The sequence below is a fragment of the Kitasatospora sp. MMS16-BH015 genome (assembly GCF_002943525.1).
Classification (GTDB): Bacteria; Actinomycetota; Actinomycetes; order Streptomycetales; family Streptomycetaceae; genus Kitasatospora.
This window is the reverse complement of sequence record NZ_CP025394.1, coordinates 7,080,039-7,101,892: the sequence shown is the minus strand read 5'-3', so window position 1 is coordinate 7,101,892 and position 21,854 is coordinate 7,080,039. Positions and strand designations below refer to the sequence as shown.

The following is a 21,854-nucleotide window of genomic DNA, read 5'->3' as shown; positions in this document are numbered from 1 at the left end:
TCACGCCGCCGGCCTGGCCGGTCAGTCCAGGATCACCCGGCCGTCGTACTCGCCGCCGGAGCAGAACTCGACCCGGGTGAACCGGTCGACCGCCGGGCCACCGCCGCCCTCCCAGCACTTCTCGGTGGTCACCGGCGGCCCGGACAGTTCGGCGGCCTGGGCCGTGCCGGCCCGGCCCTGGTAGGCGGCGGCCGGGCCCGCCGTCCCGGTGGCCAGGACGACGGCCAGCAGAGCGGCCAGGCCGAGCGGGGCGGCGAGCCTAGCGGTGGTGCGTCGCATGGGGGATCCTCTCGAAGGCGGTGCGGCCGCCCCGGCGGTCGGCCGCTGCTCACTACCTCGGCAGACCCCCGGGCGCGTCCGCGCCGAACCACCCGTCCGGCCCACCGCAGAAGGAGCATCCGTGGCACCGCAGTTCGGCGACTACCAGCTGGAGATCTACCTGAACGGCCTGGGCGGGACGGTGCCCGACCACCCGATGACCTTCGCCGAGCTGGAGCGGCGGGCCGAGGCCGCCCTGCCGCCCGGGGTCTGGTCCTACGTGGCCGGCGGGGCCGGGGACGAGCACACCCAACGGGCCAACGTGACCGCCTTCGAGCGCTGGGGGCTGGTGCCCCGGATGATGGCCGGGGCGGCGCAGCGCGACCTCTCGGTGGAGCTGTTCGGGCTGGCGCTGGCCTCGCCGCTGCTGCTGGCGCCGGTCGGGGTGCTCGGCATCTGCACGCCGGACGGGCACGGCGACCTGGCCGTCGCCCGGGCGGCGGCCCGGACCGGGGTGCCGATGATCGCCTCCACCCTCTCGGCGGATCCGCTGGAGGCGGTGGCCAAGGAACTGGGCACCGCCCCGGGCCTGTTCCAGCTCTACCCACCGGGCGACCGGGAGCTGGCCGAGAGCCTGGTGCGCCGGGCCGAGGCCGCCGGGTTCACGGCGCTGGTGGTCACCCTGGACACCTGGGTGACGGGCTGGCGCCCGCGTGACCTGAGCACCGCCAACTTCCCGCAGCTGCGCGGCAAGTGCCTGGCCAACTACACCAGTGACCCGGTCTTCCGGGCCCGGTTGGCCAAGACGCCCGAGGAGGACCCGGCGGCCGTGGTCCGCGAGTGGGCCACCGTCTTCCCGAACGCGCTCAGCTGGGCCGACCTGCCCTGGCTGCGCTCGCTCACCTCACTCCCCCTGCTGCTCAAGGGGATCCAGCACCCGGAGGACGTCCGCCGGGCCCGGGACGGCGGGGTGGACGGCATCTACTGCTCCAACCACGGCGGCAGGCAGGCCAACGGCGGCCTGCCCGCCATCGAGGCGCTGCCCGGCGTGGTGGAGGCGGCCGACGGCCTGCCGGTGCTGTTCGACTCGGGCGTGCGCAGCGGCGCCGAGCTGGTCAAGGCGCTGGCGCTGGGCGCGAGCGCCGTCGGCCTCGGCCGCCCGTACGCGTACGGGCTCGCGGTGGGCGGCGAGGACGGCGTGGTGCACGTGCTCCGCTCGGTGCTGGCCGAGGCTGATCTGCTGATGGCGGTGGACGGCTACCCGACGGTGGCCGACCTCACCCCGCAGGCGCTGCGCCGCCTGAGCTGACGCTCAACCCCTTAGGTAGTACGGGTGGTTGTGGGCTCCGACCGGCGCCGACTGGTAGCTCCAGGCGGCCACCGCCGGGGCGCTGCCCAGCAGTTCGGTCAGGTCGGCGCCCACCTCGCTCGCCGGGTCGTGCACCGACAGGCCCACCCGGCCCGTGGTGTCCTCGTCCAACTCCACGTACCGGTAGGGGTGGTAGACGTTCATCGGCCCGGCCAGCGCCCGGCCGATCTGGTCGGTGCCGTAGCCGGTGACCGGGGCGCTGTTGACCGGGGTGTGCGGCAGGCCGTCGAGGGCGGCGGTGAAGGAGAGCAGCGGAGCGCCCTCCGGGGTGGCGCAGCGGATCGCCCAGGTCTCGCCGGCCGGGCCGTTGAGCGAAGGCATGGTGACCTCGAAGGCCGCCGGGTACTTGGGCTCGCCGAAGAGCTTGGTGCCGGCCTCGATCGCGATCGGGTTGTCGCAGAGCACGTGCAGCCGGGCGATGCCGAGCAGCTTGGTCTGGTCGAGCCCGTGGGCGTACTGGCGGTAGGAGAGCCCGGCCAGCCGGTCGGCCTGGGCGGTCGGGTACGCCACCAGGCTCACCTCGATCTCCTGGGTGACCCCGCCGCCGCCCGCGTACTGGGCGAAGTAGAGCTGGTAGTTGAGCGTGAGGCAGGCCCGCCCGTCGAACTCGGCCAGGGTGAGCGCCGGGTGGCGTTCGGCGAGCAGCTTGCGGGCCGGGCCCGGGTCGGTCAGGTAGTCCAGGCCGATCTGGTGCAGCGCACCGTAGTGGAAGGGCAGTTGGTAGGGCGCGGCGACGGGCGGCAGGCTCAGGTCGGGGTTCATCGGGCAGCGGTCTCCTCGGTCGGGCCGGACTCGCGGGTGACAGCGGACCGGCTGGTGGTGAGGGAGCGGCGGGCACTGGTCAGCTCGCCGTGGATCCGGTCGGCGGTGCGCAGGGCGAGGGCCGCCATGGTGAGGGTGGGGTTGGAGGTGCCGAGGGAGGGCATCGAACCGCAGCCCACGGCGTAGAGGTTGGGGTGGCTCCAGCAGCGCTGGAAGGAGTCGACCACCGAATCCCCGGGGTGGCGGCCCATCACATGGGTGCCGCCCGCGTGGCCCGCGCCCCGGTAGACGTAGGGCCGGCCCTGGTACTCGTACCAGCCGGGGTTGGCCGGGCCGGGGCGGTAGCTGCTGTGGTCCTCGGCGCCGAGCAGGGTGAAGAGCTGGTCGGAGACGGCCTTGGCGGCCGCGATGCCGCGCTTGACGTGCTCGGAGAGCCGGTAGTCGATCAGCGGCCGGGGCTGCCCGAAGGCGTCGGGGTGCCGGTGGTCGAGGGTGACCCGGTTGGCCGGGTCGGCCTCCTGCTCCAGCTCGAACTGCAGGGCGAACTGCCGCCCCACCCGGTCGCCGACGGCCTCCCGCAGCGCCTTGCCGAACAGCCCTCGCCCGTCCGGGAAGGCCGGATCGCCGGTGCGCAGCAGCGCGTCCAGCTCCAGGCCCGGCGGGCCGGCGGCCCAGCCCCACCCCCAGTTGCCGATCTCGATCCGGAACGGCGCCCGGGCGGCCCGGCCCGCACCGAACCGGAACCCCTCGAACCCGGAGGTCGAGCCAGGCCCTCGGTACGGACCGACCTGACGATCCATCAGTCCCCAGGTGAGCAAAACCGGATGGTCCATCAGGTTCCGCCCCAGCTGCCCACTGGCGTCGGCCACCGGGGAGGCGAGCAGCAGCCGGGCGTTCTCGATCGCGTGCGCCGCGAGCACCACCAGGCCGGCCCGGGCGGTCCGTTCGGTCGGATCCGGGCGGCCCTGCTCGTCGTAACCGCGGTAACTCACCCCGGCGGCCAGGCCGGTGGCATCCACCAGCACCCGGGTCGCCACCGCGCGGGTGCGCAGCCGCACCCCGGCCGACCAGCCGGCCTGGGTGCGGGCGGGGGTGTACTTGGCCTGGGTCGGGCAGACCGGGATGCAGCTCGCGCTGCCCTGGCAGGCCGGTCCGTACTGCTCGGTGGCCTTGGTGTTGCGGGCGTGCGGGGTGCCCACCACCTTGAGCCCGGTGGGGTGTTGCAGGTACGGGTCCTGGACGGCGGCTCCGTCCAGCCGCTCGGCGAGCAGCTGGTCCAGGTGGCTGGCGGCCACTGCGGGCAGCGGGAACTCGTAGCCCTCGGGCAGCGGCAGGCCGACCTCGGCCCGCTGCTCGGCGGCGTCCGCCGCCACGCCCAGCTCGCGTTCGGCCGCGCGGTACCAGGGCTCCAACTCCAGGTAGTCCAACGGCCAGTCCCGCCCGTAGCCGAAGGCGCCGGTGCGGAAGTCCTCCGGGTGCATCCGGGGCGTGAGGCCCGTCCAGGCCGTCCCGGTACCGCCGTTGACTCGCAGGTAGCCGCTCGCGTACGGCTGCGGGCCCTGCTGGCGCAGGTAGCCCTCGGCGCGGTACCCGCCGTCGGGCAGGCCGGTCAGCTCGGGCACGTCGGGCGAGGGCACGGCCGGATTGGCGGCCAGCGCGGCGCTCGGCACCTTCGCCGGGGCGCCCCGGTAGCGGGCCAGCGCCTCGGCCTGCTCACGCGCCGGGTCACCCCCGCCGGTGCCCGCCTCCAGCACCAGCACCCGCCAGCCGCGCGCCCCCAACTGCCCGGCCAGCAACGACCCGGCGATCCCCGCCCCGACCACCACCACGTCGTACGTCTGCTCCGCCATCACCCCTCCTCGCCCGCTCCCGATCGGCCCGGCCGACCCCACCACCGCGTCATCCACCGGCCCCCACCGCTCGGCCCGGCCCCTCCGGCCGGCGCTCCCGACCGGCCGGGCCTTCCCGGCCCCGACATCTGTCTGCTCCCCACGACTCCCCCGCTCAACCCTGCCCCGCCCTCACTCCTCCTCGGGCTCGGCGCCCCAACTCCCGTACCCCGGACGGGCGGTGCCCGGCGCGCGGGTGCCGAAGGTGCGCCAGATCAGGCCCGCCGCGTACGCCTCGCCGGAGACGGCCACCGAGGGCGCCGACGGGTCACCGCGCAGGCCGGGCCAGACGCCCAGGTACCAGAGCCCGCAGACCGCGCGGGCGGCCTCGCGCTCCGGGCCCTCGGGCAGGCCGTCCGGCTCGCCGCCGGCCGCCGCGAGGGCGGCGAGCAGCCGGCGGTACGGCGCCTGGCCGAGTCGGCGCAGCACGGTGGCGCAGTACTCCGCCGTCTGGCCGGTGGTGGCGAGTTCGGCGGTGGTGAACCCGGTCAGGGCCTGCGAGAGCTCCAGGAACTCCCACTCCTCGGCTGTCACCGGCGGCACTCCGCTCTGCTCGGGGATCATGTCCATGACGCCTTGATCCCTACCTCGGCCCCGGCGGTTTCATGCGCGTGATCCTTTTCCGGGCGCGGCACCACTGCGTCCGCACACGCACGGTGATATATATGACACCGACAGTGACCAGTCGGCATTCGACTCCTGGTCCGAAGTCGGCGACGACCGCGCCCTGCCCCGTACTCCGGGCAGGCGCGCGGGCGTTCGCCACACTCCACCCCTGCGCAGCGGCGCGCCGACCCCCGTGTCCCCGGTGGTTCGACGACCCGCCCCGCGCCGGGCGGGATCCGGTCCGAGGCCGGCTCAGGCCGCTGTCACCCCAGTGATTCCCCTTGTTCGCGCCGGTCGGGCAGGCCATGTCCGCCCGGCGACTGTCCGCTCCCTGTCCCCCTTAGGAGCTTCGGTGTCCAACGCCGCAATCCGTCGGCTCGCCCATCCCGTCCTGCTCGCCGGGGCCGCCGCCCTGGCCGCGCTCATCCCCACCTCGGCCTCGGCCGTCGACCACCCGGCCACCCCGGAGGCGGTCGCGACCGCCCAGCGGGCCCCCTCCCCCGGCGTGGTCTACCTGACCCCCGTCGCCCCACAGCCCGTGGCCTACGGCCCGGCCGTGGTCTACCCGTACCCGTACCCGCTGCTCTGGCACCCCGCCCTGGGCCTTCTCCTCTGACCCCACCCCCGTGGGTCCGGCCCCCGGCCGGGCCCACGGGCCGTACGACCGAGCCGGGCTAGACCTGGTCAGGCCCGGTCGGACCTGGTCAGACCGGGTCGCTGACCCCGAGCCGCAGGTGCTCGACGTGGAAGAGCGCCTGGTCGAGCAGCTCGGCCACGTGGTGGTCGTGCAGCGCGTAGACCACCGAGCGGCCGTTCCGCTCGCCGACCACCAGGCCGAGGTTGCGCAGCAGGCGCAGCTGGTGCGAGCAGGCGGACTGCTCCATGCCGACGGCGGCGGCGAGTTCGGTGGCGGCGCACGGGCCCTCGTGCAGCCGGGCGAGGATCAGCAGCCGGGACGGAGTAGCCAGGGCCTGGAGGGTCGCGGCGACACTGGCCGGGCCGACGGCGTCCAGGCGCTCGCGGGCGGTGGCGCTTCGCCCTGGCCCTGCCGCTCCAGCTGACGGGCGCGCCCGGCTGGCTCTGGGGCGGGCTCTATGCCGCCGCGTACGCCACCGGCGGCTGGGAGCCGGCCTGGGCCGGGCTCCAGGCACTGCGCGAGCGCACCCTGGACGTCGACCTGTTGATGATCGTGGCCGCGCTGGCCGCCGCCGCGCTCGGCCAACTCACCGACGGCGCCCTGCTGATCGTCATCTTCGCCACCTCCGGTGCGCTGGAGGCGCTGGCCACCGCCCGCACCGCCGACTCGGTGCGCGGGCTGCTCGACCTCGCGCCCGCCACCGCCACCCGACTGCTGCCAGGGGGCACCTCCCAGCCGGAGGCTGGGGGAGGCTCCGAACAGACCGTGCCCACCGAGTGCCTGGCCGTCGGCGACACCCTGCTGATCCGCCCGGGCGAGCGGATCGGAGCCGACGGCACCGTGCTCGCGGGCACCGGCGAGGTCGACCAGTCCACCATCACCGGCGAACCGCTGCCCGTCGCCAAGCAGCCCGGCGACGAGGTCTTCGCCGGCACCCTCAACGGCACCGGCGCGCTGCGCGTCCGGGTCGACCGCGACCCGGCCGACTCGGTGATCGCGCGGATCGTCGCCCTGGTCGAGGAGGCCGCCACCACGAAGGCGCCCACCCAGCTCTTCGTGGAGCGGATCGAACAGCGCTACTCGCTCGGCATGGTGGCCGCCAGCCTGCTGGTCTTCGCCGTGCCGCTCGCCCTCGGCGCGGCGGCCTCGGCCAGCCTGCTGCGGGCCATGACCTTCATGATCGTGGCCTCCCCCTGCGCGGTGGTGCTGGCCACCATGCCGCCGCTGCTCTCCGCCATCGCCAACGCCGGGCGGCACGGCCTGCTGGTCAAGTCGGCCGTGGTGATGGAGCGCCTCGGCCAGGCGGACGCGCTCGCCCTCGACAAGACCGGCACCCTGACCGAGGGCCTCCCCCGGCTCACCGAGCTCCGCCCGCTGCCCGGCTCCGAGCTCACCCCCGAGGCCCTGCTCGCCCTGGCGGCCGCCGCCGAGCACCCCAGCGAGCACCCGCTCGGCCGCGCCCTGGTCACGGCGGCCCGCGAGCGCGGCCTGACCCTCGGCCCGGCCCTGGAGTTCTCCTCCACCCCCGGCACCGGCGTGACCGCCCTGGTCGAAGGCCACGCGGTGACGGTCGGCAGCCCGGCCCGGCTGCTTGACGAACCCTCCGCCGTGGCGGCCGAGTTGGAGGAGGCCGGCTGCACGGCGGTGGCGGTGCTGCGGGACGGCCGACCGGTCGGCCTGCTCGGGCTGACCGACCGCCCGCGGGCCGGCGCCGCGCCGGCGGTGGCCGCCCTGGCCGGGCTCACCACCCGCTCCGCCGAACTACCGGTGCTGCTCACCGGCGACAACCCGCGCGCCGCCGCCCGACTGGCCGCCGAGACCGGCGTCCCGGCCATCCGGGCCGGCCTGCTGCCGGACCAGAAGGTGGCGGCCGTGCGGGAGTTGACCCAGACCGGCCACCGGGTACTGATGGTCGGCGACGGCGTCAACGACGCCCCCGCGCTGGCCGCCGCCCACATGGGCGTGGCGATGGGCCGCTCCGGCGCCGACCTCACCCTGGACACCGCCGACGCCGTCCTGGTGCACGACGAACTCGGCGCCCTGCCCGCCGCCCTCCGGCTCTCCCGCCGCGCCCGCCGCCTGGTGGTGCAGAACCTGGTGCTGGCCGGGGTGTTCATCACCGCCCTGGTGCTCTGGGACCTGGTCGGCCACCTGCCACTGCCGCTGGGCGTGGCCGGCCACGAGGGTTCGACCGTGCTGGTCGGGCTCAACGGCCTGCGGCTGCTGCGCGATTCGGCCTGGCAGGAGGGCTGACCCACGTGGCCGGCCGCCAGCTTGGGCCGGGTGCAGCGGCTGGTGGCCGACCAGCAGGCGCTACCAGAACAGGCCCAATCGCGCAGCAGCCGCACGCCCCGGGCCGGCAGGTCGAGCACCACGGCCCGGCGGCCCTCCACCCGGTCGCGGCACGGCTCGGCGAACGACGGGACGGGCTGGGCCTCGGCCATCAGGCCGCGCGGGATGCGGACGCGCAGCGGGTGGGCCGCGCGGCTCAGCAGCCCGCGCGGCTCAGTGATCGGCGGGACCCAGTGATCGGCGGGACCCAGTGGGCCGGGGCGGCTCAGTGGGCCGGGGCGGCTCAGTGGTCGGCGTGGGCGATGGCCAGGGCCTGGACGGTCTCGGCCAGCAGGGCGTGCTCGGCGGTCAGGACGCGGGCGGCCAGGGTCTCCACCGTGTCCGTCGGGAGCACCGGCACCTCGCGGCGGGCGATCACCGGGCCCTCGTCGTAGTCGGCGGTGACCTGGTGGACGGAGGCCCCCGAGACGGTGTCCCCGGCGGCCAGCACGCTCTCGTGGACGTGCAGGCCGTGCATGCCCGGGCCGCCGTGCCGGGGCAGCAGGGAGGGGTGGACGTTGACGATCCGCCCGCCGTACCCGCTCAAGGTGAACGGGCCGATCTTGCGCAGGTAGCCGGCCGTCACGACCAGGTCGACGTGGCGGTCGGTCAGCGCAGCCAGCAGGGCGAGGTCGAGCTGCTCCGGGTCCGGGTGGGTACGGCCCGAGAGGTGCAGCCACGGGATGTCCAGCTCGCGGGCGTGGACCAGCGCGCCGGAGGCGCTGTTGTTGCTCACCACCAGGGCGACCTCGAAGGCCGACTCCGGCCGGGCGGCGGCGGCCGTCAGGGCGCGGAGGTTGGATCCGTGGTGCGAGGCGAGAACGGCAACCTTGAACGACATGAGCCGATCATGGCACGCCCGGCCCCACGGAGTCCGCTCCGGCGCCGCCGCCCGGTGCCGACGGGGCACGCGCACCACCTCCCCGGGACCTTCACCATTCCTCCCGGCGTCCGAGGTGACGGAATCGAACGCGGCAACGCTGGGGAAGGTGAGATGAGGACCAACACGAGCCCCCAGCACCCCGAGCCCCCCACGGCTCCCGGCTCCACCCCACCCGGGCAGGCGTTCCCCGGCTGGGCGGCGGTCGGCTCCGCCGTACCCGAACACGGGCTGCCCGGCTTCGACGCACCCGGGCACGGGGGCGCGTACCCGCTCGCGGCCTCCGGTGCACCCACCGCCGTCCTCCCCGCCATGCCGGCGGCATCGGGCGATCCCACCGTTGCGCTCCCCCCGACCCCCGCTCACGCACCCGCACCCGCACTCGCTCCCGCCGCCCCTGCCGCCGGGCGGCAGACGTTGGCGTTCCGGCGGGTGGCCGGGCCGGCGGCGGACGGACCGGTGTTCGTGGATGCCTCGGGTCGGCGGCAGCGGCGGGTGCGGCGGGTCGGGCGGTTGCTCGTGGTGCCGGCGGTCGGCTACCTCGGGCTGCTCTCCAGCACGCTGCTGGGTGGGCCGACCGTGCACTCCTCCTTCCTCCCGCTGCCCGCCGCGCCGGCCGCCACGCCCTCCGCCGCCACCGCCGCGACGGCCGCCGACTCCCCGGCCGGGCCGAGCCCCGCGCCCTCGGCCCGGGCGAGCCGCCCGGCCGCCGCACCGGCCGCCCACCCGAGCAACCGGCCCGCCGGCACACCCTCGACCGGAGCCCCGCAACCCCCGGTCGCACCGGTCACGGCCCCACCCACCCCGCCGCCACCCACGACCCCGCCCGGCCACCCGAGCCCCACCCCGGGACACGGGCACTCCACCCACCGCCCGCACCAGTAGACCCAGCCGGCGTCCCCGTTCCGGTAGCCCAGCCCCACCGTCCACGACGAAGAAGAGCACCTCCATGTCCCGTGCGCGCCGCAAGGCCCCACGCCGCCAGGCTCGAGCCGACTCCCACCGTCCGGCCTCCCCCGGCTCCGCCGGGCGCCGCGGCAAGGTCCGCCAAGTACCGCTGCGCACCCACTGGTTGCTGCTCACCACGCTGATCCTCACCCTCTCGGCGGCGCTGCTCATCCAGGGCTACACCCAGCACATGTTCGGCTCCACCCCGGACGGCGCGGCCGACCACGAGGGGGCGGCCGGCGCGGTGCCCGCCCAGGTGGTGCAGGGCGGGCCGGTGATCGACAGCGCCGCGCGGCCCGCCCGCACGGCCGGGCCGAGGCCCGACACCATCGCGCTCACCTTCGACGACGGGCCGGACCCGCGCTGGACTCCGCAGATCCTGGACGTGCTGCACCGCAACGGCGTGCACGCCACCTTCTTCGTGATCGGCACCCAGGTGGCCGCCAACCCGGAGCTCACCCGGCGGATCGTGGCCGAGGGCCACCAACTCGGCATCCACACCTTCAGCCACCCCGATCTGAGCCAACTGCCCGCCTGGCAGCGCTCGATGGAGCTGCGCGAGACCCAGCTGGCGGTGGCCGGAGCGACCGGCGTGACCAGCTCGCTGCTCCGCCCACCGTACTCCGCGGGCAACGACTCGCTCCGGGATGCCGACTGGGCAGCCGTGCAACAAGCAGGTACCGAAGGCTACTTGACCGTCCTCACCACCCAGGACAGCGAGGACTGGCAGCGCCCGGGAGTGGCCAGGATCCTCACCAACGCGACCCCGGCCCGGGGCACCGGGCAGGTGCTGCTGATGCACGACGCGGGTGGCGACCGGTCGCAGACCGTCACGGCACTGGCCGCACTGCTGCCCCAACTCAAGTCCCAGGGCTTCCACTTCGCCACCGTGAGCGAGGCCGTCGGGCTGCCGGCCGCCAACCGTCCGGCCACCGCCGCCGACCACTGGCAGGGGCTGGCGCTGATCGGGGTGCTCAAGGGCAGCGGCTGGGGGCTGGACCTGCTGGGCTGGCTGCTCTACGCGGCCGGCGGGATCAGCGTGCTGCGCGCGATCGCCGTGCTGGTCGCGGCCCGCCGGCACCGGCGGCTGCGCGCGACGCCCTGGGGGCCGCCGATCACCGGGCCGGTCAGCGTGATCGTGCCCGCCTACAACGAGCGGGCCGGCATCGAACCCGCCGTCCGCTCGCTGCTCGCCTCTGACCACCTGGTGGAGGTGATCGTGGTGGACGACGGCTCCACCGACGGCACGGCCGACCTGGTCGAATCCCTCGGCCTGCCCGGCGTCCGGGTGATCCGCCAGCCCAACGCGGGCAAGCCGGCCGCGCTCAACACCGGCATCCGCGCCGCCAGCCACGAACTGGTGGTGATGGTGGACGGTGACACCGTCTTCGAACCGGACGCCGTCCGCCTGCTCGTCCAACCCTTCGGCGACCCCCGGGTGGGCGCCGTCTCCGGCAACGCCAAGGTGGTCAACCGAGGTGGCCTGCTCGGGCGTTGGCAGCACATCGAGTACGTGATCGGCTTCAACCTGGACCGCCGGCTCTTCGACCTGGCCCAGTGCATGCCCACCGTGCCCGGCGCGGTCGGCGCCTTCCGCCGCTCGGCCCTGCTCCGGCTCGGCGGGGTCAGCGAGACCACCCTGGCCGAGGACACCGACCTCACCATGGCGCTCTGCCGGGCGGGTTGGCGGGTCGTGTACGAGGAACGCGCCCACGCCTGGACCGAGGCCCCCGCCTCGCTCTCCGCCCTCTGGCGCCAGCGGTACCGTTGGTGCTACGGCACCCTGCAGGCGATGTGGAAGCACCGCAGCGCGATCGGCCAGCGCGGCCAGTCCGGCAAGTTGGGCCGCCGGGGGCTGCTCTACCTGCTGATGTTCCAGGTGCTGCTGCCGCTGCTCGCCCCGGCCGTGGACGTGACCACCGTCTACGGCCTGGTCTTCATCGGCCCGGGGCGGGTGCTCGGCCTCTTCGCCGCCTTCCTCGCCCTCCAACTCGCCATGGGCGTCTACGCCTTCCGCCTCGACGGCGAGCGGCTCGGGCCGCTCTGGAGCCTGCCGCTCCAGCAGTTCGTCTACCGGCAGCTGATGTACCTGGTGGTGATCCAGTCGGTGATCACCGCCGTGGCCGGCTCTCGCCTGCGCTGGCAGCGGATGGAGCGCTACGGCTCCCTCCAGGTCCCCACCGCCGTCTCCGCTGCTGCCTCCGCCGCCACCACCACCGCCGGGACGCGCAACGAGGCCGGGGCACCGCAGTGATCCGCCGCCGTCTGACCTCCCTGCTCTGGACCGGCTACCTCCGCGGCCGCACCGCGCTGGCCCGCCGGATCAGCCGCACTCCCGCAGGACGTGGGTGAGGACGACGTCCGCGACGACGGGCACCGGGACGGTGGTGACCACCTCCAGGGTGGCGGAGGCGCGGAGCAGTGGTTCCACCGTCTCCAGGTGGCCGAGGATCTCGGCGAGTTCGGCTGGGTCCTTGCCGTACGGGTTCGAGGTGCGGGTCCTGAGCCGTTCGACCAGCACCTCGGTCGGGGCGCTCAGCAGGACGATCTCGTCGAACCAGGGGTAGAGCCGCCCCTGGTTGCGCGTGGTCCCCTGGACGAACAGCACCTCCCCCGGCCCGCCGGGCTCGCTGCGCAGCAACTCCTGGATCCGGTCGACCCGCCAGAGCCGCTCGCCGTCCACCGTCTCGAACCAGACCTCCTCGGCCTCGTCCGTGTCCACCGCCCGGTGGCCGCGCGCGGCGAGCTCGTTCAGCAGCGCGGACTTGCCCGTACCCGACATCCCGGTGATCAGTACCCGTTTCACCCGCGCGAGGCTACCGGGTCGGCGGATCACCGGCGGTGGGCGAGCACTTGTTCCAGCGCTGCTCGGCCGGCCGGGGCCCAGGTCGGTTGGCCGCCCGGCAGGCCGTACAGGCCGGCCCGACCGATGCCGAGCAGCATTTACCGGGGCCACCGAGGGCCGTCGCCCTGGCTCAGGCCTTGGTGAACCGGACCAGTTGGTAGACCGGGTCGGGCCGGGGGCGGTCCTGGTCGGGGAGTGCCCGGAGCTGCTCGCAGAGGGCGGGCAGCTCGGTGGTCCGGCTGGTCCAGTCGAAGCGGCCGGCCAGCAGTTGGGTGCGCCACTCCTGTGGGGAGCGGCCCTGGCCGAGGCCGGTGAAGGTGGTGCGGCCGGTGGGGTGCAGGCCGTGGGCGGTGCCGAGTTCGGTGAGGCGGGCCAGGCCGTCCGCGTGGGGCAGCGCGCAGCGGGCCCGGACCGGGGCGATCAGCTCCGCCACGTCGCTGGGCGGCAGCAGGGCGGCGCCGTGCTTCTCCACCGTGGTGAGCAGCACCCCGCCGGGCGCCACCACCCGGGCGGCCTCGGCGAACACCGCCTCGGCGGTCTCGGCCGCCAGCAGGTGCAGCAGCCACACCATCACCACGGCGTCCACCACCCCGCTGCGCAGCGGCAACCGCCGCCCGTCCGCCACCTGCACCCGCCCGGGCAACCGTCCGGCCGCCACCCGCGCCATCCCGGGCGACAGGTCCAGCCCGAAGACCTCGCGCCCGGGCCGCCGTAGTCGCGCGGTGACGATCCCGGTGCCGCAGGCCAGATCGGCCACCAGCCGGGCGTCACCGGGCAGCAGCTCGGTCAAGGCATCGGCGGCGGCCTCGGCCCGGGCCTCCCCACCCCTGCTGGCGTCGTAACCGGCGGCCTCATCGTCGTAGTTCAGCATGACGGCCATCCTGGACCATCGCCGCCGACCCGGGCCAAGGGCCCGGTGGGCAGGGACGAGCGGGGACAGGCGAGGACGGGCGGTGGTGGGCACAGGGGCGAGCACGGGAGTGGATCCGCGGACGGGCCCGGGAGTGAGCCCGGGGGGCGGTGACCACGTGCGTGGCACCGCGCCCGGAGGTGGGGGTCGGTAGGCCGGGGAGCCGTCGCGGGTGGTGGCCCTGGTGACGGTGCCCTTGGGAGGGGGCACCGCCACCGGCGCGAAGCGGGTCAGTCTTCGGTCGCGGCGGCCTCCTCTACGGCGAGGTAGCCCTGGGTGGGGGCGGGGCGACAGGGGAGGCGGCCCTCGTAGAGGTGGCGGAGGAAGAGGGGGGTCTGGTGGTAGCAGAAGACGGACTCGGGGGCGCCGGTGAGGGCGGGGGTGTCGAGGAAGAGGGGGAGCTCGCCGAGCAGGTAGCGGCTGGCGATCAGGAGTTGGGCTGCGGTGGGGGCGGTGCCGGGCGGGAGGCGGCGCTCCAGGACCCAGCTGCCGGCCTCCAGGCAGGCGGTGCGGAAGGTGGGATCGGCCGAGAAGAGGTGCTGGGCCTGCTGGTGGAGGGCGGCGTACCGGGGGTGGGTGGTGAGGGCGGTGGAGGTGAGGACCCGGCTGTCGGGGTCGGGGACGCCGAGCTCGCGCAGGGCGGTGGTGATCTTGTTGTGCAGGTGCTGGCCCTGGCGGCGGGCCTTGAAGAGGGCGCGGTCCCCGGGGTAGCCGACGGCCTCCAGGGTGTGCACGGCGAGCGAATCCGGCAGGAAGAAGTGCACCTGCTCGAACTCGGTGACGGCCCAGCGGGCCAGCTCGGCAACCCGACGGGCGTGGAAGTAGCCGTTGAACGGGCTGATGCCGATGCAGGCGTGCACCCGCCGGGCGGCCAGCCGGGCGCAGTTGGCCGTCAGCGGACGCGGGGTGAAGGGGATCGTCGAGGTGGGAGCGGTGGGAGCGGTGGGAGCAGAGGGAGCAGACGGGGCGGAGGGAGTGGCGGCCGCGGGGGCCGCGAGGGACGTGGTCAAGGGGACGCTCCAGGCTGGGGTGACCGCCGCCGGGGGCGGCGGTGGGTGGACGGGCCGCGCCGCCGGGGCAGGCAGGAGCGGCCCGGGGCTCGGTGGTGACCGGCCCGGGGATCAGCGCTGGTGGTGCGTCACGTGCGACTCACGCAGAGACCGGTGAGGGTGGCGCGCCCGCTGCTGGGGCGTGGGGGTGGCAGGTCGAGAGCGCGGCCCGCCGGATCGACCGGGCGCTCGAAGGGACCGGCGGGCAGCGGGGCGACGCCCCACTCCTCAACCCACCGGGGGTGGCTGACGGCAAATGAGCTCTCAGGCTGACCGGCGCAGCACCCCACCGGCACCGACTCACTGGGCGCGCAGCGCACCATGGACATCGCCGAGTGCCCCTCGTGCCCGGGCCCGCACTCCCCCGGCCCGGCACCCAGCAGCAGGAGCAGGCCGAAGAGCGCGGCCACCACGGCGGCCACGCCCCAACGCCTGCTCATCACTGCCATACCGGTACAAACGCTAGGCAACGGAGGCCGGTGCCCGACTCTTTGTCACACGATCAGGTGAAACACCCCGTGTCGGCCCGGCCGGACCAGCGGCCGCCCCCGCCGGGCAGAATGGCGGCAGCACCGCCGACCGGCCCGAACCCGCAGGAGAACCGCCGTGCCCGAGCTGAGTTACCCCGACGTCAAGGCCGCCGCCGGACGGATCGCCGGACGGACCAGGCCGGTGGCCCTCGCCCCGGTCGAAGCGGGCTGGTACGGCACGGGGGCCGCCGAGGTCTGGCTGGCGCTGGAATTCATGCAGCACACCGGGAGCTTCAAGGCGCGCGGCGCGCAGAACTTCCTCCAGGCGCACCGGGAGGCGGGCAGCCTGCCGGAGGCCGGGGTGACCATCGCCTCCGGCGGCAACGCCGGGCTGGCCTGCGCCTGGGCGGCGCGTTCGCAGGGCGTGCGGGCGACCGTCTTCCTGCCTGCCAACGCCCCGGCCGTGAAGGTGGCGAAGCTGCGGTCGTACGGGGCCGAGGTGCGGCTGGTCGGGGCGGAGTACGCGGAGGCGCTGGCCGCCTGCGAGGAGTACGCGGCGGCGAGCGGGGCCCTGGCCAGCCACGCGTACGACCACCCGCTGATCGCGGCCGGGGCGGGCACGCTGCTGGAGGAGATCCGGGCCGGGTTGCCGGGGCTGGACACGGTGGTGCTCTCGGTGGGCGGTGGCGGGCTGTTCGCCGGAGTCGCCACAGCGGCCCGCGAGCACGGCGTCCGGGTGGTGACGGTCGAACCCGAGGGCAGCCGGGCCCTGCACGCGGCCGTGACGGCCGGCCAGGTGGTGGACGTACCGGTCGTCTCGGTGGCGGCGGACGCCCTCGGCGCCCGCCGCGCCTCGGCCGCCGCGCTGGCCGCCGCCCGCCACGAGAGCGTCCGCGCCGTCCTGGTCCCGGACCACGAGATCGTCCGCGCCCGCCAGGCCCTGTGGGACGACCGCCGCCTCGCCGTCGAACACGCCGCCGGCACCGCCCTGGCCGCCCTCGGCGCCGGCGCCTACCGCCCGACCGCGGGCGAGCGCCTCGCCGTCGTCCTCTGCGGCTCCAACACCGACCCGAGAGATCTGACCGCACCGACCGCACCGGCGGAGGCGCAGCCCGCCCACTGATGCGGAGCGAGGGCGAGTGGGGCGACGTCCGACGCGGCGGCATGACGATGCCGAACGCCCGTCAAGCGGTCCTCCGTTACGGCGGCCGGGAGGCGCGGCGTCGGGGCCGTCGGATGGCAGATCCAGTACGAGGTGCCGAGTGCCCGCGGGCTCGGGTAACCGAGGCGACACGGCCGAGGCGGATCGGGTAGACCTGCTCGCGACACAGCTCAGATGTTCGGGAGGCGGAGCATGGACCACCACGATGTCGCGGCGGCCGTGGCAGAGATGATGCGGGTGCTCGAACCGCAGGTCGCGCGGGACTGGACGGTGCCGGCCGGGGGACTCGACTGGACCTGCTGGGAGACCGCCGCCCACGTGGCGCACGACCTGCTGGCCTACGCCGGGCAGGTGGCGGGCCGGTCGGCCGAGGCGTACCTGCCCTTCGACCTGAGAGTCCGGTCGGAGGCCACCCCGCGCGAGGTACTGGCCGTGGTCACCGCCTCTGCGGGGCTGCTCGGCAGCGCGTTGGCCACGGCCGACCCGGGGACGCGCGCCTGGCACTGGGGACCCTGCGACCCGGCGGGCTTCGCCACGATGGGTGTCGCCGAGACCCTCCTGCACACCTACGACATCACCCGGGGGCTGGACCTCCCCTGGCTGCCCCCGGTGGACCTGTGCGAGGGGGTGCTCCGCCGCCTCTTCCCCGAAGCCCCTGCGGGAGGCGCCGTCCAGGTCCTCCTCTGGTGCACCGGCCGTGGTGAGTTGCCCGGCCGTCCGCGGCGGACCTCCTGGGTCTGGAAGGCAGCGATCTCCGACTGACGCAGGGTCACTGCTCGAACCGTCAGACCGGGACCTTCTCCCAGACCGAGACGTGCTGGACGCTGTCCTCGGTGAAGGGGGCACGGGTCCAGCTGTCCCAACGGTGGCGCAGGCGGAGGCCGGCCAGGCGGGCCATCAGGTCGAGTTCGGCGGGCCAGACGTAGCGGAAGGGGATCGAGTGGGCCTCGCCCCGGCCGTCCGGGGTGAGCTCGATGTAGTGGCAGGTCGCGTCCTGGGTGACGGTGTCGTAGACGGTGTAGGCCCAGCCGGTGGGGCTGGTGTGGAACGGGACGATGTTCTGGCCGGGCGGGATCTTGCGGAGCTCCGGGACCATCACCTCGACGACGAAGACCCCGCCAGGGGCGAGGTGGTCCGCGGCGTTGCGGAAGCACTCGACCTGGGACTCCTGGTCGGCGAGGTTCATGATGGTGTTGAAGACCAGGTAGGCGAGGGTGAAGGGCTCGGCCGGGGGCGGGGTCACCTGGGTGGTGGCGAAGTCGCCGATGGTGATGCCGATGTCGGCGCCGCCGGGCTTGGCGCGGAGGCGGGAGACCATCGCCCTGGAGAGGTCGATGCCGTGCACCGGTACGCCCCGGCGGGCCAGCGGGAGGGCGAGCCGGCCGGTGCCGATGCCGAACTCCAGGGCGGCGCCGCGGCCGGCCAGCTCGGCGAGCACGTCCACCGCACGGGCTATCGCCGTCGGCTCGAACTCGGCCCCCGAGGACTGGTCGTACTGCTCTGCCACGCGCTCGTCGAAGTACCCGTCAGCATTGATCACCCGTGGACGGTACCGCCCGGAGCGACCGGGTGCCGTGGAATGCGGCCGCTACCGGCCGAGGACCGTCCGTAGACTGGCGCGATGACCACAGAGACCTCGCGCCGTTCCCCCGTCGTGGTACCCGCCGATCCGGCCTGGGCGGACCGGGGGCTCGCGCTGACCGACCGGCTGCGGGAGCTGCTGGGGCCGACGGCGGTGCGGGTGGAGCACATCGGGAGCACCGCGATCCCCGGCATGGCGGCCAAGGAGGTCTTCGACGTCCAGGTGAGCGTCGGCGACCTGGACGCGGCCGAACTCGCCTTCGCCGAACCGCTGGCCGACGCCGGGTACGAGCTGCGGCCGTACCGCCACGACCACGTACCGGCCGGTCTGACGGACGACCCGGAGCGGTGGACCAAGCGGATGTGGCAGCGGCGGGCGGCCACGGAGCAGGGCCCGGCCGTGAACCTGCATGTCCGGCTGGTCGGTTCGCCGAACGAGCGGCTGGCGCTGCTGTTCCGCGACTGGTTCCGTGCGCACCCGGCGGCGGTGCCCGCGTACGCCGAGTTCAAGACCGTGCTGGCCGGGACGGTGGACGGGGTCGGGGTGTACTCGGAGGTGAAGGACCCGGTGGTCGACCTGGTCGTGGCCGTGGCCGAGGAGTGGGCCGCCGAGACCGGCTGGACCGCGTGAATCGGTCGGTCTGGTTGGGCCCGTTGGCCCGGTTGGGCCAGGTCTGAGCAGGTGGGTCGGTGAGCCGGCCGGACGGCCGGGCCGTCCGGGTAGGGTGACGGCGTGCCCGAGCTGATCCGGCTGGACGCCGACCACGCCCCGGCGGTGCTGGCTTTCGAGCTGGCCAACCGCGCCTACTTCGCCGCCTCGGTCTCCGACCGGGGGGACGAGTTCTTCGCGCGGTACGCCGAGCGGCACGCCGCCCTGCTGGCCGAGCAGGAGGCCGGGGTCTGCGCCTTCCACCTGCTGGTCGGGGAGGACAGAGAGGTGCTGGGGCGGTTCAACCTGTACGACCTGGAGGGTGGCAGCGCCGTCCTCGGGTACCGGGTCGCCGAGCAGGCCGCCGGTCGTGGTCTGGCGACCGCCGCCGTACGGGAGTTGTGCCGGGTGGCGGCGGAGCGGCTCGGGCTGCACACGCTGCGGGCGGCGGCCTCGCAGGCCAACCTCGCCTCCCAGAAGGTGCTCACCAAGGCCGGGTTCGTGCCGGTGGGCCCGGCGGACCCGGCCGAGCTCGGCGGGCAGCCGGGCTCCTGGTACCGCTGCGAGCTGACGCGGCAGCCGTAGGCCGTAGGCCGGAATGCCGGGACGACGGACCGGCCGACGGGACGGCCGGCGGGACGACGGACCGGCCGACGGGCCCGCTCACTGGTCGAGGTGGGCGAGCACGGCGAGGACCCGGCGGTTGTCGGAGTCGGACTGGAGCAGGCCGAGCTTGGTGAAGATGTGGCTGATGTGCTTGGCCACGGCCTTCTCGGTGACCACCAGGGCCTGGGCGATGCCCGCGTTGGACCGGCCCTGGGCGACCAGGGCCAGCACCTCGCGCTCGCGCGGAGTGAGGCTGCCCACCCCGCCGTCGCGCTCGCGGGCGGTGAGTAGCTGGGCCACCACCTCCTGGTCCATCGCGGTGCCGCCCTCGGCCACCTGCCGGATGGACTCCAGGAACTGACGGCCGTTGGTCACCCTGTCCTTGAGCAGGTAGCCGACGCCGCTGCCGCCGGCGGCCAGCAACTCGCGGGCGTAGAGCGGCTCGACGTACTGGGAGAGCAGCAGGACCGGCAGGCCGGGGAGCTCGCGGCGGGCGGCGAGCGCGGCGCGCAGACCCTCGTCGGTGAAGTCCGGCGGCAGCCGGACGTCGACCACCGCGATGTCCGGGCGCAGCTCGGTGAGGGCGGTGAGCAGCTCGGCGCCGTTGTCGACGGCCGCGACCACCTCGTGGCCGTACGCCTGGAGCAGGCGGATCAGACCGTCCCTCAGGAGGAAGTGGTCTTCGGCGATGACAATGCGCACGGGACCTCCAGCGTCACGATCGTCGGGCCGTGGGCGGGGCTGCTGACGGCCAGCACTCCGTCGAAGGTGGCCAGCCGCCGCTCGATGCCGCGCAGGCCGGTGCCCAGGGCGGCATCGGCACCGCCGCTGCCGCCGTCGGCCACCGAGACACGGAGCACGCCGTGATCGTAACGGAGGTCGATCTCGGCCCAGTCGGCGCCGGAGTGCTTCGCCACGTTGGCCAGCAGCTCGGAGACGGCGAAGTACGCGGCGGACTCCACCGGCATCTCCGGGCGGCCCGGCAGTGCGGCCTCGACCCTGGTGGGGACGGGGCAGACCAGGGCCAGGGCCCGGACCGCGTCGACCAGGCCGCGGTCGGCGAGGACCGGCGGGTGGATGCCCCGGACCAGGTCGCGCAGCTCCTCCAGGGCCTTGGTGGAGGACTCGCGGGCCTCGATCAGCAGACCGCGGACCGCCGCCGGATTGGTCTCCAGCAGGTGCTCGGCGGCGTCCAGCGTCATGCCCATCGCGACCAGGCGAGCCTGGGCGCCGTCGTGCAAGTCGCGCTCGATCCGGCGGATCTCGGCCATCTGGGTGTCCACCGCCTCGGACCGGGTGGCGGCCAGGTGCCGGACCCGGCCGGCCAGCAGCTCGGCCTCGCTGGGGGCGAGCATCGCCCTGGTGTACCGGGCGTGCACGGCCAGCACGCGCGGAGCGGCCCACAGGGCGAACGGCAGCTGCGCCAGCCCGATCACGCCGGCCACGGTGGCGGTGACCGGGCCCATGATGGGTATGAACTCGAACCAGAGCCCGTCCGCCACCTGGGAGAGCCGGAGGCCGAAGAAGGCCAGGAAGACTCCCCAACAGCCGCTCAGTACGAGGGCGACCGGGGTGAAGGCCAGCAGCGCGCCGATCACCGGCTCGGCCAGCACCCACCGGGCCTCCCGTCGGGACCGGGGATCGTGCAGCAGCCAGCGGAGCCGGCCGTAGACCCCCGAGATCTCCTTCGGCACCGGGACAGCGGACACGGAGGAGGACGAGGCGGCGGAGGACGACGGCTCGAGCGGGGCCGGGATTTCCACTCCGGACCAGCTCAGTGCGAGCTCGCGCTGACGCTCGCTCAGCCGGCGGACCCGGGCCAGCGCACGGGGCAGCAGGCCGGGGCCCGGCCAGATCAGGGTGAGCGCGCTCGTCAGGTAGAGCGACTGCCCCAGCGCCGAGAAGGTGATCCGACAGAGCGTCAGCGACCGCCGCAGCGCGACCGCCCCGGCCCGGACCGAGAACCCCCGGGACACCCGGGCCCCTTCCTCCCGCACCCCGCCTGTCACCGTGCCGGCCATGACCGCCACCCCTCCCGTACCGTGCCGTGCGGCGAGGCCCTGCCCCGCCGCCCCCGTGATCCGGCCGCCGCTGCGACCGTGCCCTTATCCGATCACGTCGGGGCACCCCGAGTCGGTAGTACTAACCCCCCTCTTCGCCAAGGGCCGGACGGGAGCCGGCACGAGGGGGCTGGCACGAGGGGGCTGGCACGAGGGGGCTGCCACGCGAAAGGCGGCGCCGGCGGCCTGCGGATGAGCCGGAGCCTCGCTCAACCCCGTTCCGGAGCCGAGGCGGCGAGGGCCTCCGCCGCCTCGGCGACGGCTGCCGCGAGGGCCTCGGTGAGCCACTGGACCCAGAAGGTCTCCAGCTGGATGCCGGCCTGGAGGACGAGGTGCTGGAGGCGGTTCTCGGTGTCGGCCTTCGCGGCCGGGAAGTCGCGCTGCTCGATCTCCAGGTACTCGGCGAGCTGGCGCTCGTGCAGGTCCAGGTGGCGGCGGAGTTCGGCGTCCAGGCCGTGCAGGCCGACCACGGCGGCGGCGCGCAGGCGGAGCAGCAGCGGATCGCGGATGGGCTTGGGGTCCTGCGGTTCGGCGACCCAGTCGGTGAGGGCCGTACGACCGGCCGGGAGCACCTCGTACTCCTTGCGGCGGCCCTGGGCGGGCGGGCCGGGGAGGGCGCGGATCAGGCCGCTCTGCTCCAGCTTGCCGAGCTCGCGGTAGATCTGCTGGTGGGTGGCCGACCAGAAGAAGCCGATCGAGCGGTCGAAGCGCCGCGTCAGCTCCAGCCCCGAGGAGGGGCGTTCGAGCAGGGCGGTGAGGATGGCGTGCGGCAGCGACATGCCGCGATCCTACGAGGCCCGCCACCCTGCCCGGCCGCCCGGCCGAGCCCGGCCGAGCCCAGT

At 74.9% G+C, this 21,854-nt stretch carries 23 protein-coding genes; 9 read left to right on the top strand and 14 right to left on the bottom strand.

All coding sequences use genetic code 11. From position 1 onward, the window contains the following. Positions 1 to 21: 21 nt before the first annotated feature. Entirely contained in the window at positions 22 to 279 is a 258-nt protein-coding gene (locus CFP65_RS30230) for a hypothetical protein (protein ID WP_104819158.1), read from the bottom strand. 121 nt (positions 280 to 400) lie between these two features. Between CFP65_RS30230 and CFP65_RS30225 the strand changes: the two genes are divergently transcribed. Beyond that, entirely contained in the window at positions 401 to 1,567 is a 1,167-nt protein-coding gene (locus tag CFP65_RS30225) for an alpha-hydroxy-acid oxidizing protein (RefSeq protein WP_254552642.1), read from the top strand. 3 nt (positions 1,568 to 1,570) lie between these two features. Here CFP65_RS30225 and CFP65_RS30220 read toward each other — a convergent pair whose 3' ends face one another. From CFP65_RS30220 to CFP65_RS30210, 3 genes are all read right to left on the bottom strand, one after another. Beyond that, complete coding sequence (locus CFP65_RS30220) at positions 1,571 to 2,389, bottom strand: hypothetical protein (protein WP_104819156.1); 819 nt, start codon at positions 2,387 to 2,389, stop codon at positions 1,571 to 1,573. Beyond that, positions 2,386 to 4,239, bottom strand: a complete 1,854-nt coding sequence (locus tag CFP65_RS30215; protein WP_104819155.1) for a GMC family oxidoreductase — start codon at positions 4,237 to 4,239, stop codon at positions 2,386 to 2,388. The genes CFP65_RS30220 and CFP65_RS30215 overlap by 4 nt, the downstream gene beginning before the upstream one ends. Before the next feature lie 171 nt (positions 4,240 to 4,410). Continuing rightward, positions 4,411 to 4,848 (bottom strand): hypothetical protein, encoded by a 438-nt coding sequence (locus tag CFP65_RS30210; RefSeq protein ID WP_104819154.1) that lies wholly within the window; start codon positions 4,846 to 4,848, stop codon positions 4,411 to 4,413. 388 nt (positions 4,849 to 5,236) lie between these two features. On the opposite strand from CFP65_RS30210, the gene CFP65_RS30205 reads away from it, so the two are divergent. Further along, on the top strand, positions 5,237 to 5,500 hold the full coding sequence (locus CFP65_RS30205) for a hypothetical protein (protein ID WP_104819153.1): 264 nt from the start codon (positions 5,237 to 5,239) through the stop codon (positions 5,498 to 5,500). A gap of 88 nt (positions 5,501 to 5,588) precedes the next feature. Here the strand turns inward: CFP65_RS30205 and CFP65_RS30200 are convergent, their stop codons facing one another. Then, positions 5,589 to 5,897, bottom strand: a complete 309-nt coding sequence (locus CFP65_RS30200) for a metalloregulator ArsR/SmtB family transcription factor (RefSeq protein WP_104821226.1) — start codon at positions 5,895 to 5,897, stop codon at positions 5,589 to 5,591. Between the two features lie 167 nt (positions 5,898 to 6,064). On the opposite strand from CFP65_RS30200, the gene CFP65_RS30195 reads away from it, so the two are divergent. Continuing rightward, positions 6,065 to 7,774 carry a heavy metal translocating P-type ATPase gene (locus tag CFP65_RS30195; RefSeq protein WP_371682481.1) on the top strand — a complete coding sequence of 570 codons (1,710 nt, stop codon included), beginning with the start codon at positions 6,065 to 6,067 and terminating at the stop codon, positions 7,772 to 7,774. 322 nt (positions 7,775 to 8,096) lie between these two features. Here the strand turns inward: CFP65_RS30195 and purN are convergent, their stop codons facing one another. Continuing rightward, on the bottom strand, positions 8,097 to 8,693 hold the full coding sequence (gene purN, locus CFP65_RS30185; protein ID WP_104819150.1) for a phosphoribosylglycinamide formyltransferase: 597 nt from the start codon (positions 8,691 to 8,693) through the stop codon (positions 8,097 to 8,099). A gap of 153 nt (positions 8,694 to 8,846) precedes the next feature. Between purN and CFP65_RS39310 the strand changes: the two genes are divergently transcribed. Together CFP65_RS39310 and CFP65_RS30175 are read left to right on the top strand one after the other, a co-directional pair. Then, positions 8,847 to 9,617, top strand: coding sequence for a hypothetical protein (locus CFP65_RS39310; protein WP_158702431.1), 771 nt, complete (start codon positions 8,847 to 8,849; stop codon positions 9,615 to 9,617). Positions 9,618 to 9,681: 64 nt separating this feature from the next. Next, on the top strand, positions 9,682 to 11,934 hold the full coding sequence (locus CFP65_RS30175; protein WP_104819148.1) for a bifunctional polysaccharide deacetylase/glycosyltransferase family 2 protein: 2,253 nt from the start codon (positions 9,682 to 9,684) through the stop codon (positions 11,932 to 11,934). A 69-nt stretch (positions 11,935 to 12,003) separates the two neighbouring features. Here the strand turns inward: CFP65_RS30175 and CFP65_RS30170 are convergent, their stop codons facing one another. From CFP65_RS30170 to CFP65_RS30150, 4 genes are all read right to left on the bottom strand, one after another. Beyond that, a complete protein-coding gene (locus CFP65_RS30170; RefSeq protein WP_254552641.1) occupies positions 12,004 to 12,486 on the bottom strand; it encodes an AAA family ATPase in 483 nt (160 codons plus the stop codon). Between the two features lie 169 nt (positions 12,487 to 12,655). Further along, a complete protein-coding gene (locus tag CFP65_RS30160; protein WP_104819146.1) occupies positions 12,656 to 13,396 on the bottom strand; it encodes a class I SAM-dependent methyltransferase in 741 nt (246 codons plus the stop codon). Between the two features lie 269 nt (positions 13,397 to 13,665). Beyond that, the gene (locus CFP65_RS30155; RefSeq protein ID WP_168219640.1) at positions 13,666 to 14,445 is read right to left on the bottom strand and encodes a tRNA-dependent cyclodipeptide synthase; all 780 of its coding nucleotides are present in this window, start codon (positions 14,443 to 14,445) and stop codon (positions 13,666 to 13,668) included. A 128-nt stretch (positions 14,446 to 14,573) separates the two neighbouring features. Next, complete coding sequence (locus CFP65_RS30150; RefSeq protein WP_158702430.1) at positions 14,574 to 14,933, bottom strand: hypothetical protein; 360 nt, start codon at positions 14,931 to 14,933, stop codon at positions 14,574 to 14,576. 157 nt (positions 14,934 to 15,090) lie between these two features. Between CFP65_RS30150 and CFP65_RS30145 the strand changes: the two genes are divergently transcribed. Then, a complete protein-coding gene (locus CFP65_RS30145; protein WP_104819144.1) occupies positions 15,091 to 16,077 on the top strand; it encodes a serine/threonine dehydratase in 987 nt (328 codons plus the stop codon). A 231-nt stretch (positions 16,078 to 16,308) separates the two neighbouring features. Next, a complete protein-coding gene (locus CFP65_RS30140; RefSeq protein WP_104819143.1) occupies positions 16,309 to 16,878 on the top strand; it encodes a maleylpyruvate isomerase N-terminal domain-containing protein in 570 nt (189 codons plus the stop codon). A 22-nt stretch (positions 16,879 to 16,900) separates the two neighbouring features. Here the strand turns inward: CFP65_RS30140 and CFP65_RS30135 are convergent, their stop codons facing one another. Beyond that, positions 16,901 to 17,656: a class I SAM-dependent methyltransferase gene (locus CFP65_RS30135; protein ID WP_104819142.1), complete on the bottom strand. Its 756-nt coding sequence runs from the start codon at positions 17,654 to 17,656 to the stop codon at positions 16,901 to 16,903. Positions 17,657 to 17,737: 81 nt separating this feature from the next. Here CFP65_RS30135 and CFP65_RS30130 point away from each other — a divergent pair, with 81 nt between their 5' ends. Continuing rightward, the gene (locus CFP65_RS30130) at positions 17,738 to 18,328 is read left to right on the top strand and encodes a GrpB family protein (protein ID WP_254552640.1); all 591 of its coding nucleotides are present in this window, start codon (positions 17,738 to 17,740) and stop codon (positions 18,326 to 18,328) included. Positions 18,329 to 18,430: 102 nt separating this feature from the next. Beyond that, a complete protein-coding gene (locus CFP65_RS30125; protein ID WP_104819141.1) occupies positions 18,431 to 18,931 on the top strand; it encodes a GNAT family N-acetyltransferase in 501 nt (166 codons plus the stop codon). 78 nt (positions 18,932 to 19,009) lie between these two features. On the opposite strand, the gene CFP65_RS30120 is transcribed toward CFP65_RS30125, so the two are convergent. The 3 genes from CFP65_RS30120 to CFP65_RS30110 form a co-directional block, all read right to left on the bottom strand. Then, complete coding sequence (locus tag CFP65_RS30120; RefSeq protein WP_104819140.1) at positions 19,010 to 19,654, bottom strand: response regulator transcription factor; 645 nt, start codon at positions 19,652 to 19,654, stop codon at positions 19,010 to 19,012. Continuing rightward, on the bottom strand, positions 19,618 to 20,973 hold the full coding sequence (locus CFP65_RS30115) for a histidine kinase (protein ID WP_104819139.1): 1,356 nt from the start codon (positions 20,971 to 20,973) through the stop codon (positions 19,618 to 19,620). The genes CFP65_RS30120 and CFP65_RS30115 overlap by 37 nt, the downstream gene beginning before the upstream one ends. Before the next feature lie 248 nt (positions 20,974 to 21,221). Next, the gene (locus CFP65_RS30110) at positions 21,222 to 21,791 is read right to left on the bottom strand and encodes a PadR family transcriptional regulator (protein WP_104819138.1); all 570 of its coding nucleotides are present in this window, start codon (positions 21,789 to 21,791) and stop codon (positions 21,222 to 21,224) included. Positions 21,792 to 21,854: the final 63 nt, after the last annotated feature.

Coding starts and splice junctions, on each gene's coding strand:
- CFP65_RS30230 (WP_104819158.1), bottom strand. CDS start 279: ATGCGACGCACCACCGCTAGGCTCGCCGCCCCGCTCGGCCTGGCCGCT.
- CFP65_RS30220 (WP_104819156.1), bottom strand. CDS start 2,389: ATGAACCCCGACCTGAGCCTGCCGCCCGTCGCCGCGCCCTACCAACTG.
- CFP65_RS30215 (WP_104819155.1), bottom strand. CDS start 4,239: ATGGCGGAGCAGACGTACGACGTGGTGGTGGTCGGGGCGGGGATCGCC.
- CFP65_RS30210 (WP_104819154.1), bottom strand. CDS start 4,848: ATGGACATGATCCCCGAGCAGAGCGGAGTGCCGCCGGTGACAGCCGAG.
- purN (WP_104819150.1), bottom strand. CDS start 8,693: ATGTCGTTCAAGGTTGCCGTTCTCGCCTCGCACCACGGATCCAACCTC.
- CFP65_RS39310 (WP_158702431.1), top strand. CDS start 8,847: ATGAGGACCAACACGAGCCCCCAGCACCCCGAGCCCCCCACGGCTCCC.
- CFP65_RS30175 (WP_104819148.1), top strand. CDS start 9,682: ATGTCCCGTGCGCGCCGCAAGGCCCCACGCCGCCAGGCTCGAGCCGAC.
- CFP65_RS30160 (WP_104819146.1), bottom strand. CDS start 13,396: ATGCTGAACTACGACGATGAGGCCGCCGGTTACGACGCCAGCAGGGGT.
- CFP65_RS30150 (WP_158702430.1), bottom strand. CDS start 14,933: ATGGCAGTGATGAGCAGGCGTTGGGGCGTGGCCGCCGTGGTGGCCGCG.
- CFP65_RS30140 (WP_104819143.1), top strand. CDS start 16,309: ATGGACCACCACGATGTCGCGGCGGCCGTGGCAGAGATGATGCGGGTG.
- CFP65_RS30130 (WP_254552640.1), top strand. CDS start 17,738: ATGACCACAGAGACCTCGCGCCGTTCCCCCGTCGTGGTACCCGCCGAT.
- CFP65_RS30115 (WP_104819139.1), bottom strand. CDS start 20,973: ATGGCCGGCACGGTGACAGGCGGGGTGCGGGAGGAAGGGGCCCGGGTG.
- CFP65_RS30110 (WP_104819138.1), bottom strand. CDS start 21,791: ATGTCGCTGCCGCACGCCATCCTCACCGCCCTGCTCGAACGCCCCTCC.